This is a genomic window from Pseudoalteromonas lipolytica (genome assembly GCF_900116435.1).
In the GTDB taxonomy this organism is placed as follows: domain Bacteria; phylum Pseudomonadota; class Gammaproteobacteria; order Enterobacterales; family Alteromonadaceae; genus Pseudoalteromonas; species Pseudoalteromonas lipolytica.
Window position 1 is genome coordinate 13,955 of record NZ_FPAZ01000021.1, and the last position, 13,144, is coordinate 27,098.

The window sequence follows — 13,144 nt, forward strand, 5'->3', positions numbered from 1 at the left end:
CTCTCAAATTCAAAAAGTCAGCTGAATTGCCGAAGTGCGCGCATTATACCTATGATAGCCAATAATGCATGGAATTATTTTATAACGGCGATTTATTGGTATGTGTAGTAAAGACGAAAAAAGCGGCCTGAGCCGCTTCTTTCTAGTCGTTTGCTTTTACTTAACGCCTAGCTCACGTAAACGTTCTTGTAAATAACTATCGGCAGTATAGCGCTCAGACAAAATAACATCTGGACGCGGGTGAAGGAATAACGGTAACGAAATGCGTGATTTCGTTGACGCTTTACCCGTTGGGTTGATCACACGGTGAATAGTCGATGGGAAGTAACCGCCCGACGCTTCTTGTAACATGTCACCAATATTGATGATCAGGTTACCAAAATCACACGGAACATCTAACCAACCGCCATCTGTTGTTTGTACTTGCAAACCTGGTTCGTTGGCTGCTGGTAAAACAGTTAATAAGTTAATATCGCCATGTGCAGCGGCGCGAATCGCACCCGGCTCTTCATCACCCGTCATGGGGGGGTAATGTAAAATACGTAGAAGTGTTTGCTCAGAGTCTGCAATCATATCTTTAAGATCGATAGAAAACTTAGCACGCACGTCTTCTGGTGCTTCAGCTTGAACCCAGCTTAAAAGTGTGGCTGCAAACTCATTGGCTAAGCGATAGTACTCACGAATTTCTTCTTCTAATTGTGCGGGCACTCGGCCTTTAGGATAAACGTGGTAGTACTCTTTAATATCTTTTACGGTAAAGCCTTTTGCAACTTCAGACACAGACGGCGGGAAATAACCATCTTGTGTTTCTTTTGAGAATAAAAACGCATGCTTTTGCTCAGAATTAAAGAATTCTTGCCAATTTTTATAGATTGATTCAACTAATGACTGAGGAATTGGGTGATTTTTTAATACACCGAAACCTGTGTTTCTTAGTGACTCAACAAATTGAGCGGCCGCATCGCTCGCTTTATAATCAACGGTAGGTAAATGTTGCATTGTCTTTTCCAGTGAATAAGGTTCTAGAAGTCTGTGCTAAGCATAGCATTTCTTCATTATAGCGCTTCGCGAGGATAGAGAAACGCAGTTAAAAATATAAGGACTTATGTCCTCCCCTACAGGCTGAGTTCCTGAAATTTGACACAGATCAACTAAACTTTATCGACTATAATACACACGCTAGAACGCACTTTAATGTGCTTATTTAGATACGTTTCAACGTAAAAGGATTGTTTATGTTCGCCAGGCTTCACCTTGTACTTTTCAGCTTACTAATGCTACTCGGTCAATATACCTTTGCAGTAGAACAGACAAGCTATAAGGTTGAAAATATTAAAGACAATATATACCGCTTTAGTGCCGGCCATTACCACAGCGCCTTTATGATCGTTGATAAGGTTGCATTAGTGACTGACCCACTCAATAGTGATGCCGCAAAATATTTAAAAAGTTATATAAAGAAAACGTTTAACGCCGACATTAAATACATGGTGTACAGCCATAGCCATGTTGACCATGCCATGGGCGGTAATGAACTCATTGATAAAAACACCACCGTCGTTTCTCATAAGTTTGCCGCTGACGACCTAAGATTGAATAAAGTGCCGACAGCCCTGCCTGATCTGACATTTAGCGATACATTAACGTTGAACCTAGGTGAGAGTTACGTTGTGCTCAATTACTACGGGCCAAATAATGGCCGAGGTAATGTCAGTATGCGTTTTATGCCAGCTAATGTACTTTACGTTGTTGATTGGATTGTACTTGGCCGCATGCCTTATAAAACCTCATAGGGTACGATATTAACGGAATGCTCTCTTCCACAAAGGCCATTCTTAATGAGCCACCTTTTGCTGTGTTTATAGGTGGGCACGCTGATACTGGCAACCGCGATGATGTGGTGTCGTACTTACACTATATTGAAGACTTACATGCAGCCGTTCGCGATGGCATGTTAGCAGGCAAAAAACTCTCAACCTTACAAAAAGAAATTACTTTAGAGAAATACAGCCATTTAAAAATGTATCAACAATGGCTGCCACTAAATATAGAAGGTGTGTATAACAACCTCGTTGAGATGGGCTATTTTAATTTCCGCAGCGATATTGATGCCCAGTTTTAACTGAATATCAAAAATAATTAATAGCGTGATAGAAACGCATCGAGCTCTTTGCGCATACGCTCGACCAGTACTTTTGGACCACCATCATACATATCATTATGGCGAGAACCTGCCATTGTTACTTGTGTAACAGGGTATAAAGCCAACTCTTGCTGTGTGAGCAATACGTTGTCATCTGCAGGGTAGTCACTGCCGCGTAGCGTAAGCACAGCAATGTTTTTATTACGTGGTATCAGCATACGACGATGATCAAGGGTGATCACTTTACTCACTTTCGCTGGGTAAATAGCGGCATACAAGGCTGCAATATCGCCGCCATTTGAATGCCCAAACAAGGTTAACTGGTTAAAATCATACGCAGGATAACGCCCTTTAAGTTCATTCACTAAAAACACCAGCGTTTCTACACCGCGATGCCAATTTTCCATCCGCGTCGTCATGTAAGGCGGCTCAGGATTTAAACTTGGGTCACCGTTTAATTCATGCGCAACTTCAACCGTTAAATAGCCATGCTGATGAAAAACCTGCTGCGCAAATTGATAATCAGTATGCGCCATACCGTAACCTGCGCCAATAAAAACAACGGGGCACTTTTTCTGCGCGGTGCATTTACTATCGATAGGCGTTATCGTCACTGGAATATGGCGCGATCGTTGGGTATCAAACAAAACCTCAGTTTCAGTAGCAATGGCTCGCTGTCCAAAAAGCGTAAACGCTAATAACAAAGTTATTTTTCTTAGAGTCAACACTTTCTACTGCTCTAATTTATATTCTAAACTGCGTTTAACCATCGGCCACTCGCCATCAATAATTGAAAACACCACCGTGTCACGCACATGCCCATCGGCCATTACTTGGTGGTTTCGAAGTACACCGTCTTGTTTAGCCCCTAAACGTGCAATAGCATTGCGTGATGCCATATTATGCCAATGAGTACGAAACTCTACAGCAATCACATGCAGCGTTTCAAAAGCATAATTAAGCAGTAACTTTTTGCATTCGGTATTGACGGCTGTGCGCTGAAAGCGCTTGGCATACCAGGTATAACCAATTTCTAAACGGCGGTTTTTAGTATCAATATTACAAAAACGGCTTGAACCGATAACCTCGCCACTTTGCTGGTCTATAACTGCAAATGGTAATGCTCGGCCCTGAGCTTGTTGCTCAAATGCCATGGTTAAATAATCATCAACTCGCTCTTCATTGGGCACAGAGGTAAACCATAATTTCCACAACTCACCATCTGCGGCTGCATTTACAAGTGCATCACGATGCGCTGGTGTTAATGGCACTAATTTAATAAATTTTCCTTCCAAGGAGGTGGGACTTAAATTCATGGCTTTCCTTAATCCTATTAGTAATGGTACTTAATCCACCAGCTCTATATCGAGCCCGGCGAGTAAGTCCAAAGCTGCATAACGCTCGAATTTAGCTTTACTTATATTATTAGCGGTTATATCAATAGCAAAATGGCTGGCGCCAATAAAATTAGCTTTACTGAGATTCGTTTGTTGAAACACGCTGTCACGAAAATCAGTATCAGTAAAATCAGCAGATGATAAATCCGCATGCCTAAAATCAACATCTTTGGCAAAACAGCTGCGCATTTTTAAGGCCTTTAAACTGAGTTCAAAAAAGCTGCTATGGCTAAGTTCACAGCCAATAAAACTCACAGGGGCACGGGTGGCAAGCAGCGGCCAATCAACATCTGTAAAGCGTACACTGGTTAATTTACACGCTTTAAAGCTCACCTCTTCAAGTGAGGTATACTTGAGCCCAAGCGCCGCTAAATTACAGTTTTTAAACTCGCATTCTATAAACCGACAGTTTTCAAACTGGCTGTGGCTAAAGTCGCAATCGATAAATTCGCATTGCTCAAATTCGCAATGCGAAAATGTTTGCCCTGCTAGGTTTACTTCAAAGGTGTGTTCAAAGGTGTGTTCAAAATAAAGCGAATGGCTTGTGATCACGCGCTCGTCTCAATATCTTTTTTAAGCGCCAGTACAGCAATAAATACCAGACCAAATAAAGGCATTAAACCTAACAAACCACCGATAATAGCGACAATGATAGGGGTTGTCGTTTTACGTTTACCGAGGTAATAACTCATTACAGCAAAAAACGGAACTAAAATAAGCATTAAGTAATTAATAAAGCTGGCGTTTATATTCATACCCACTCCTTGAAATACACCATATAAAAATTAATTTAAACACAAAAAAGCCCTAAGGGGTACACCTTAGGGCTTTCATTAAAGCTTATAATTCAGTTTATTAAGAATTACTCAGCGTCTTTTGCAACCACATTAATCGCAAGCTCTGTTAACGAATCCGCATTGGCTTTGCTTGGTGCATCTGTTAATAAACATGATGCTTGCGTTGTTTTAGGGAATGCAATTACGTCACGAATGTTATCAGTACCGCATAACAGCATAACTAAGCGGTCAAGACCAAACGCAAGACCTGCATGCGGTGGTGTACCGTATTTTAGGGCGTCAAGTAAGAAACCGAACTTGTCTTGTTGCTCTTGCGCATCAATACCTAAAATTCTAAACGCTGTTTCTTGCATGTCGGCGTTGTGAATACGTACTGAGCCACCACCTACTTCATAGCCATTCAATACCATGTCGTATGCATCAGAGATTGCTGCGGCAGGGTTTGCCTCAAGCTCTGCTGGCGAAATTTCTTTTGGAGCCGTGAATGGGTGGTGAACCGCATGTAATGTACCTTCGTCGTCTTCTTCGAACATTGGGAAGTCAACAACCCATAGCGGTTTCCAGCTATCAAGGTTTGTAATACCTAAATCAACACCAATCTTAAGACGTAGCGCACCCATTGCTTCGTTAACCACGTTGCGTTTGTCTGCACCAAATAGAATGATATCGCCCGATTGCGCATTAGTACGCTCAAGTAATTGGTTAATCACGTCTTCATTTAAGAATTTAGCGATTGGTGATTGTACACCTTCAACGCCCGCAGCACGGTCGTTAACCTTCATCCATGCAAGGCCTTTCGCCCCATAAATACCGATGAATTTCGTGTAGTCGTCAATCTGCTTGCGAGAAAGCTCTGCACCGCCTGGTACAGTTAACACGGCAACACGGCCTTTTTCGTCGTTTGCAGGGCCTGAGAAAACTTTAAATTCAACGTCTTTGACTAAGTCAGCAACATCAACAAGTTGCATTGGGTTACGTAAATCTGGCTTATCTGAACCGTATAAACGCATTGCTTCGCTGTAAGGCATGACAGGGAAGTCACCTAAATCAACGTCAAGCAGTGATTGCCACATTTCACGGATCATTTTTTCTGTCATCGCACGAACTTCATTAGAGCTCATGAATGACGTTTCTAAATCGATTTGTGTGAATTCTGGCTGACGGTCAGCACGTAAATCTTCGTCACGGAAACATTTAACAATTTGATAGTAACGGTCAAAACCCGACATCATTAGTAATTGTTTAAATAACTGTGGCGACTGAGGCAATGCATAAAAGCTGCCTTTGTGCACACGGCTTGGTACTAAGTAGTCACGCGCACCTTCTGGTGTTGCTTTTGTAAGTACGGGTGTTTCGATATCTAAGAAACCATTGTCATCTAAGAAACGACGCACAAAGCTGCTCGCTTTTGCACGTAGTTTAATACGGTCACTCATTTCAAGACGACGTAAATCTAGGTAACGGTATTTTAAACGGCGCTCTTCAGAGTTTTGCTGATTAAAATCAAGAGGTAATGGCTCTGAACGGTTGATGATAGTTAAGCTTGTGCCTAAAATTTCAACTTCACCTGTTGCCATGTCTTTATTTACTTGGCTTTCAGGGCGTGCGCGAACAACACCTTTTAACTGCACACAAAACTCTTGGCGTAGTTTATTCGCAGTGTCCATTAATCCTTCTACTTCAGGATCAAAAACCACTTGAACGAGCCCTTCTCTGTCACGCAAATCGACGAAAATAAGTCCACCAAGGTCACGGCGTTTATTGATCCAACCACATAGTTCAACTTCTTGATCTACGTGAGATTTATTTAGCTGTCCGCAATATATAGAGCGCATAGTATTCCTGTCAGTTAAAGACTTATAGCCGCCTGCTCTTAAGAGTTCGCTATTTTGAGAGCAAAAGCCACTATACAAAGTAATCATTTAAGGCTGAGCATTATACCCAAACCATCTCAAAATGCGAGTGCCAGCAGTGCGCCAAGAAGCCTAAATATGCGCACTGACTTCTGAGCATTCATTTCTTTTGTTACACTACGCGCAGTTTAAATTTATTGGTTGATTTAATGCTGTACTTAGGTTGTCCACAGTGGTCTAGCACCGCATGGAAAGGAAGTTTACTTTCTAGTCACTGTAAAAGTGCCGACATGCTCAACGAGTATGCGCACACCTTCAACTCGGTTGAGGGCAATACCAGCTTTTATGCTGACCCAAGTCACGAATCACTATTACGCTGGTGCGATGCTGTACCCGAAGACTTTAAATTTACTTTTAAGTTTCACCGGCGTTTTAGTCACGAATTACAGCTCACCAATATAAACAATGAGCTAAATGCATGGCTGACCCTGTTTGAACCTATTTTTGCCAAAACTGGGCAAATTATGTTGCAGTTACCAAGTGCCTTTGGCCCTAATGCTCTGCCCCTGCTGACTAATTTTATTACCCAGTTACCCAAACACCTCAATTATGGTGTTGAAGTACGCCACCCCGCGTTTTTTCAAAAAGGTGATGCTGAAATTCGCCTTAATCAGCTACTAATTGAAAACAACATTAATCGCATAAGTATGGATACACGGGCTTTATTTGCAGTGCCCGCAGAAACAGATGCATTGATTGATGCGCAACAGAAAAAGCCTTATTTACCTGTCCATGCTATAGCAACGGGCAGTAATCCGATGCTGCGCTTTGTGATTGCAAGCCTTAACCATGAATACAAATCGTATTACCAACCTTGGCTTAAAAAAATAAAACAATGGCTTGAAGAAGGTAAATCACCATATGTGTTTTTTCATACCGCCGATAACCGCGAATCGCCACTATTGGCGAGGCAATTTTGCCAAGATTTAGGTTATAATCACCCGGTGCTCGCGCCTTTTGCAGGTGAGCGAGAAGCCAGCCAAAGCAGTTTATTTTAATTTCAGAGTGCATATGAAAGACTACAGCCGTTATTTTCAAGGTTACCCGCCCCATATCGTTGACCAAGTATTACAGCTTTTTAGTAATGACAAAGCCGCACAGTATTTAAAAGGTAAATACCCTGACGCGCATAACATCACCAATGATAAAGCCTTATACAATTATGCAACCGAGCTTAAAAAACGTTACCTTAAAAACGCCCTGCCTTTTGGTCGTGCCGCGTTTAAAAAACAAGGCGATATGGTCACCAATGCGTTAGGTACGCATACTTTTCGTATGCAAGGCAAAACGCGTAAGCACGACCTAGCCATTAACAGCGACTTACTATGCGCACCAGAGCCGTTATTAAAAGCATTGGTTGTTCACGAACTTGCACATTTTAAAGAAAAGGACCACAACAAAGCGTTTTATCAACTCTGTTGCCACATGGAGCCGCAATACCATCAACTCGAGCTTGATTTAAGAATATTCAGTGTGTTGGTAGGTGAAGGGAAAAACCCTTATTAATGCTATAAGTAAAAATAATATGAGATCTAGTACCAAAAATAGACTGTTTACTTAAGCTTTTTTATAACATCATCACTAAAGAGCATTAAAATCAATGCACCTTCGCAAAGAGTAAGTAAATAACCAATAGATGCATCAAAATACATTGTGACATACAGCCCAAGAATGTAAGGGCTAACAAGAAAGTTAAAGGCAGTCAGTGAACAAAATAACCACTTTGCTAATTTTTTGTATAAATAAAGACCAAGTAGACTTAATACATATACCATTGAGTAAATATATGGAAACGAGCTTTGAGGATCGATAATTCCACCTGTTCCTGCAGCAGATAATAAGTAAGAAATGTCTTCAGAGTAAATATATTGCCAAATATACGGTAAGAAAAAACGTCGAGTATAAAACTGCTGTAACCAGCACAGTAAACTGAAAATATCTAGTCATGCTTTTCTTACCAAAAATTTTAAACTTAATATTTACAATAATTAAGTTATTGGTTCATAGCAATATGTTCCTCATAAACGTTCAAGCAAAATTGCCCCCTCTCATTTCGGCTCAAAACTGAAAGCTGACAGCTAAACTTCAGTTACCTCAAACCTTCTCTGACCTATCAGCTGCCCTGATTCGGTAACCACTTTAACGACCCATTTTCCTGCGGGATTAGCAGGGAAATTCGTTTTGTGGCTCCATGCTCTATAGCCTTCTTTACGACCGCCGGAAATATCCAGGGCTATGCGTTCAACTTCTTTACGATTATGCACCCAAACATGGAAGACTTTTTCGTTTAAACCTCTCGGGGCTTTAACTGCGCTAAAGCTGTATAGACCTTTTTGATGTAAATCATACTCGGTTAACTTTTGGATAGGCTCTATTGGTTTACGGGCTTGTTCATCAAGCTGATACGACACGCTCATATCGGTTAAACGCAGTGCCGCAGGCGGCACAAAGCTTCGTAATTGCCAAAGCCCGGCACTTAAAGCGCAAAGCAATAGCACCAACAGCGGGAAACGCCACCATTTTGCATTCGGCATCAAGTTTCCTAAACTCGGGATAGTTAAAATAACCGCTGTCACCAGCGCAATTTCAAAACTCTGACTGGTCGTTAATTTTAATAGAATAGGTAAGGTAACCGACAACACGACAAACAAAGAAAAACTATGAAACACACTGAACCAGACACTGTGCCTTGCGAGCTTTTTGTAATAGAGGGGATCAACAACAGAAACGAACGCACAAAGAATGATTAAGGCGGTAAACGCAGCCTGACCATGATCCCAGGTTGTCACCGCTAAGAAAAATGGTAAGGCAAAGAACAGGCTTTCTTGCTGCACAACTTGCAGCGCAAAGCGCACCACGTTGGGCGACACCGCCACACCAAAACGCTCCTCTACTTTATCTCTTAGCCAGTTATCTATTAACAACCACAACCAAGTGACTAATAACAAAATAGAGATAAGTTGCGAAAACGATTCTTTTCGCTCAACAAATACATAGCTTGCCACACCACTGCAAAACGCTAACACCGCCATTAACCCTGGGCGCTTTTGCATCATGAAAACAAATTTAGTTATAACGTTTTTTAAGTAATTCATGCAGTCATCAAATCCTTTTTAGGCTTTATGAGTAAAGCATAAATTGGATGAATGTAGGCTTTAAAGAATAGCTTTGAGCTGAGTAAGTGGTAAAACTAATTTGATATTTATATGTAAAAATAGAAATGAGACTTTACAGGTAGTAGAGCCTAGCAACTCAATATTAATTTGTAATATCTTCGAGATAACTTCAACAATGACCAAGTATGAATTAAACACTATTAGATTCTTTAATGAAATTGAGGTTAGCTCAATACGCATTCCTGAATGTGATAAAAGAACTCCAGATTTTTATATAAAAACTAACAAGTAAGGAATTAATATGAGTATTTTTTCAGGCAAAGCCTAAATGATGATACCACCTACTGAAGTAGGTGGTTTAGGGCCGAAAACAAAATATTTTTGTTGAAGTGAAAGAAATCACGGACAACGAAGCAGAAAAGGAACTTCTGCAAGAAATCAATCAAAATGAGCAAACAAAAGCTTATGACTCATCTAAATTGGGCAAACGATTTCGTTCGTTAATACGGGCAGCAAATCAGAAACAAATGCAAATCAAATGATGCAGATTTAGTAATAATTCAAGACGTGCGAGATTTTCTTACTCTTAGTTGCACACCTCAAGAAGAAATAAAACTAGCGATGTTCGGTGACAGAGTTACATGGGTTAGTGTAAATACAGGCAATATAAAAGCAGATATTTTTGATAAAAAACGACAACTGAACAAAAAATACAACAATAAGCGTTGTTAGGTTAATGCTGAAAATATACAAGATGGTAGCTTGACCTTACATATTTACCATAACCCACATACAAAAAACCTTTATTGTCACCCGTTTTTCAATCACCTAAAGTCTATGAGTATAAAATCAGAAACATTAAGTCTTATGGCGCATTTTAGGAGGTTAGACTTTTAAAAGCAAACAACTGAGATAAATTAAATTATTGATTTAAATAGTAAAATTAATTTATAGAGATTCCTGAAGTTTAAATATTTATATAATATACAAAGAAAAGTGTTCTTAGGCTATTATCAAAAGTAAAACTGAAATAACAATACACTTCTTCATTAACAACTTATATGTAAATGCTTAAATTTTTGACCGTTGGTCTTCAATCGTCTTTTACTGCTAGATAAATATTCGATTATTAAATCAATCACACATACTAAATACATTCACACAATTAATTAAAGAAATTATATTTGCTAAATTCTCATTACCACGGTTACTATAACAGGAACTAAATAAATCTAATCAAGGATTGATATATGGATAATAATTTTATAAAGCACAACTTACTTTATTTTAGAGACAAGATTTTACAAATTTCACCCAATTCTGAAATTGGTAGAGTCGAAATTGCAATTGCCGCAGATATGATATACGAAGGCTCAATTACAAGGGCGAAGTTTAATCAAATTAGCTCTAACAAAGCATATGCTCGATTAATAAAAATAGCCCTCATTGAAGATATGAATAAGCTTTTAGCGAGCGAAATAATTCCCAAAATTTTAAATGCAGCGGATCCTACTAGCCCAGTTGCTGTATCAGGTATTATTGCAGAGTTAGCCTCAGAATTGCCGCAGCCTAAAGCAACTGGGTTTTTATTTACAGCATACTCTACTGCTACCCAGGTAAAAACAATGTGGGACATTCAATCAATTTTAGATAATTTCAGTCGAACACCAAGGATGCTTGAAATTATATTTTCACAGTGGAGAGGTTGGAGAATAGAGGTAGATTATGCACGTTAAAATAAAATTCACTTTATTGCTTTCTTTATCATTACTTTCTATTGGCTGCGTAAAAGCAGAGCAATGTTCAGAGTCGATCCAACTAGGTGACACTACTTTGTATTCAGAGTGTCGAGGTGCTGAAGCAATTTCTTCCAGTACTATAAACTCATCAATGAGCCTAGATGAAGCATTTGAAATGATGTTGAATATTTTAGAGTCTAAGGGCGATATTCAAGCTTCAAAAAACGATTTATATGTTTCTATTTTTTCAATGATGCAGACAGAACAATTTAACTTTAGAGTAACTTCTTTTCCTAACGGGATATTATTGGCTTCAGAGAATACCAGTGCAATTTATCTAAAAATAGATGAGAAAACATGGTTACAAAAAGTACTATGAAATTCTGCCGAGAATGTTAAAAAGCGCGGTCTAAACCGCGCCTCTATTTTATCTGACGGCTGAAAGCTGATGGCTGACAGCTCATGTCGTTGGGTTTCGCTACGCTCAACCAACCTACGAACCCGGTTACAAACCAAGTTCAGCCATAAAATCATCATCGGCATCGTCTGCTTGTGATGCTGCTTTTTGCTTTTCAGCTTTTTGTTTTGCTTCGTTTTCAATGATGTCATCAGGGTCAACCGCTTCTGAAATATCAAAGTCATGAAGCTTGATAAACTCAGTTTTATCCATCGCAAGCTCAAGATAGAAGATATTTTGCTTCGATGTAGTGAATGTCACGCGGCGTGCTTGTGGTCTATCCATAGTGGTATCAACCGAAATCTGTACTTGCTTGTTGATTGCCATCATTTTAGGTTGGTTTTGGGTGATAGACGTATGCAATTGGTCGCGTACTTTAGAAGTAAAATCACCCACGATTTGGTTCATCAGCTCACCAAGTACGTTGGCAACGTCGTCTGATAAATGGCTATTGGCTATTTCTTCTTCTGGCATACCCATACTGCGCATATAATCATGGTAAATTTCCATCGCCGCTTGTGCCGTGAAGTTTGTTACCACCAGGCCTGTAAAACCACCATCGAACAATACAAAACAACCTATATCTGGGCGCATGCAGGTACGGGTAATTTTTTGTACCATAGCCGAATAGCTAATTTTATTGCCACTTGCTGACGATAATACGCCGGTAACTGAATGACACAGAGTTGATAAGATATCTTCTGTACTGATCACTTTGCTTTTAGTCATTAAACTTCTCTTTCTTGTACTTGTTATTGATAATTCTAGCCAAGCTACTGAATTTATCACTGACTATCCAGCTAAAAATGCTAAAATAGCGGTATTATTTTTTAAAGAGACTGTTCACGTGACGCAAAAAGACAGTATTTATGCCACTGAGCAAGCGGTTAAAGACTTTAGTTTTGACCAACATGTAGTTGAAGTATTCCCAGATATGATCCAGCGTTCGGTGCCGGGTTATGCCACTATTGTTAGTACCATGGGAAAACTAGCTGGTGAGTACGCACAAAGTAACTCAAACCTATATGATTTAGGCTGCTCGTTAGGCGCTGTAACATTAAGCATGCGCCGTAATATTCGTACAGATAACTGTAATATCATTGCGGTAGATAACTCACAAGCCATGGTTGAGCGTTGTAAACTGCATTTACAAGGCTTTCGTTCTGAAGTTCCCGTTACAGTTACCCTTGGTGATATTAACGATTTAGCCATCGAAAATGCTTCTGTTGTAGCAATGAACTTTACCCTGCAGTTTATTCCGCCTGAAAAGCGCCACGCAGTGCTTGAGAAAATCTATGCTAATTTAAAGCCCGGTGGCGTGTTGCTGCTTAGCGAAAAAATTAAAGGTGAAAATGAGCAATGCAATAATTTGCTGATTGATTTACACCATGATTTTAAACGTCACAACGGTTACTCAGAACTTGAGATCAGCCAAAAACGCACTGCGATTGAAAATGTTATGCGCCCTGATCATTTGAGTACTCATTTAGCACGCCTCACTGAGATTGGCTTTAGCCAAACCCAAGTATGGTACCAATGTTTTAATTTCTGCTCGATGATTGCCATCAAGTAACAGCACAAC

15 protein-coding genes are annotated in these 13,144 nt (G+C 39.9%); 7 read left to right on the forward strand and 8 right to left on the reverse strand.

What is annotated here, in order from left to right:
* Nucleotides 1-156: 156 nt before the first annotated feature.
* Entirely contained in the window at nucleotides 157-999 is an 843-nt protein-coding gene (locus tag BM378_RS18050; protein ID WP_074989716.1) for an isopenicillin N synthase family dioxygenase, read from the reverse strand.
* A gap of 236 nt (nucleotides 1,000-1,235) precedes the next feature.
* Between BM378_RS18050 and BM378_RS20305 the strand changes: the two genes are divergently transcribed.
* Nucleotides 1,236-1,793 (forward strand): MBL fold metallo-hydrolase, encoded by a 558-nt coding sequence (locus BM378_RS20305; RefSeq protein WP_083422936.1) that lies wholly within the window; start codon nucleotides 1,236-1,238, stop codon nucleotides 1,791-1,793.
* Between the two features lie 17 nt (nucleotides 1,794-1,810).
* Nucleotides 1,811-2,122, forward strand: a complete 312-nt coding sequence (locus BM378_RS20310; protein ID WP_083422937.1) for a hypothetical protein — start codon at nucleotides 1,811-1,813, stop codon at nucleotides 2,120-2,122.
* Between the two features lie 17 nt (nucleotides 2,123-2,139).
* Here BM378_RS20310 and BM378_RS18060 read toward each other — a convergent pair whose 3' ends face one another.
* The 5 genes from BM378_RS18060 to aspS all read right to left on the reverse strand — a co-directional run bounded on the left by BM378_RS18060 (nucleotide 2,140) and on the right by aspS (nucleotide 6,172).
* Entirely contained in the window at nucleotides 2,140-2,871 is a 732-nt protein-coding gene (locus BM378_RS18060) for an alpha/beta fold hydrolase (RefSeq protein ID WP_065979351.1), read from the reverse strand.
* A gap of 3 nt (nucleotides 2,872-2,874) precedes the next feature.
* The gene (locus BM378_RS18065; RefSeq protein ID WP_074989717.1) at nucleotides 2,875-3,459 is read right to left on the reverse strand and encodes a GNAT family N-acetyltransferase; all 585 of its coding nucleotides are present in this window, start codon (nucleotides 3,457-3,459) and stop codon (nucleotides 2,875-2,877) included.
* A 30-nt stretch (nucleotides 3,460-3,489) separates the two neighbouring features.
* The gene (locus BM378_RS18070; RefSeq protein ID WP_371915644.1) at nucleotides 3,490-4,092 is read right to left on the reverse strand and encodes a pentapeptide repeat-containing protein; all 603 of its coding nucleotides are present in this window, start codon (nucleotides 4,090-4,092) and stop codon (nucleotides 3,490-3,492) included.
* Nucleotides 4,089-4,295: a hypothetical protein gene (locus BM378_RS18075; RefSeq protein ID WP_036969362.1), complete on the reverse strand. Its 207-nt coding sequence runs from the start codon at nucleotides 4,293-4,295 to the stop codon at nucleotides 4,089-4,091. Before BM378_RS18075 ends, BM378_RS18070 begins: the two co-directional genes overlap by 4 nt.
* Before the next feature lie 107 nt (nucleotides 4,296-4,402).
* Complete coding sequence (gene aspS / locus BM378_RS18080; protein WP_036969365.1) at nucleotides 4,403-6,172, reverse strand: aspartate--tRNA ligase; 1,770 nt, start codon at nucleotides 6,170-6,172, stop codon at nucleotides 4,403-4,405.
* A 227-nt stretch (nucleotides 6,173-6,399) separates the two neighbouring features.
* Between aspS and BM378_RS18085 the strand changes: the two genes are divergently transcribed.
* Nucleotides 6,400-7,248 carry a DUF72 domain-containing protein gene (locus BM378_RS18085; RefSeq protein WP_074989718.1) on the forward strand — a complete coding sequence of 283 codons (849 nt, stop codon included), beginning with the start codon at nucleotides 6,400-6,402 and terminating at the stop codon, nucleotides 7,246-7,248.
* Between the two features lie 13 nt (nucleotides 7,249-7,261).
* Nucleotides 7,262-7,756: a M48 metallopeptidase family protein gene (locus BM378_RS18090; protein ID WP_074989719.1), complete on the forward strand. Its 495-nt coding sequence runs from the start codon at nucleotides 7,262-7,264 to the stop codon at nucleotides 7,754-7,756.
* Between the two features lie 572 nt (nucleotides 7,757-8,328).
* Here BM378_RS18090 and BM378_RS18100 read toward each other — a convergent pair.
* Nucleotides 8,329-9,345: a DUF5924 family protein gene (locus tag BM378_RS18100; RefSeq protein ID WP_074989721.1), complete on the reverse strand. Its 1,017-nt coding sequence runs from the start codon at nucleotides 9,343-9,345 to the stop codon at nucleotides 8,329-8,331.
* Between the two features lie 1,271 nt (nucleotides 9,346-10,616).
* On the opposite strand from BM378_RS18100, the gene BM378_RS18105 reads away from it, so the two are divergent.
* Together BM378_RS18105 and BM378_RS18110 are read left to right on the forward strand one after the other, a co-directional pair.
* Nucleotides 10,617-11,102, forward strand: a complete 486-nt coding sequence (locus BM378_RS18105; protein WP_074989722.1) for a hypothetical protein — start codon at nucleotides 10,617-10,619, stop codon at nucleotides 11,100-11,102.
* Nucleotides 11,092-11,484: a hypothetical protein gene (locus tag BM378_RS18110; protein WP_074989723.1), complete on the forward strand. Its 393-nt coding sequence runs from the start codon at nucleotides 11,092-11,094 to the stop codon at nucleotides 11,482-11,484. Before BM378_RS18105 ends, BM378_RS18110 begins: the two co-directional genes overlap by 11 nt.
* 126 nt (nucleotides 11,485-11,610) lie before the next feature.
* Here BM378_RS18110 and BM378_RS18115 read toward each other — a convergent pair whose 3' ends face one another.
* Nucleotides 11,611-12,291, reverse strand: coding sequence for a DUF3334 family protein (locus tag BM378_RS18115; RefSeq protein WP_036969376.1), 681 nt, complete (start codon nucleotides 12,289-12,291; stop codon nucleotides 11,611-11,613).
* Between the two features lie 118 nt (nucleotides 12,292-12,409).
* Here BM378_RS18115 and cmoA point away from each other — a divergent pair, with 118 nt between their 5' ends.
* Entirely contained in the window at nucleotides 12,410-13,135 is a 726-nt protein-coding gene (gene cmoA, locus BM378_RS18120; RefSeq protein WP_036971611.1) for a carboxy-S-adenosyl-L-methionine synthase CmoA, read from the forward strand.
* Nucleotides 13,136-13,144 lie beyond the last annotated feature (9 nt).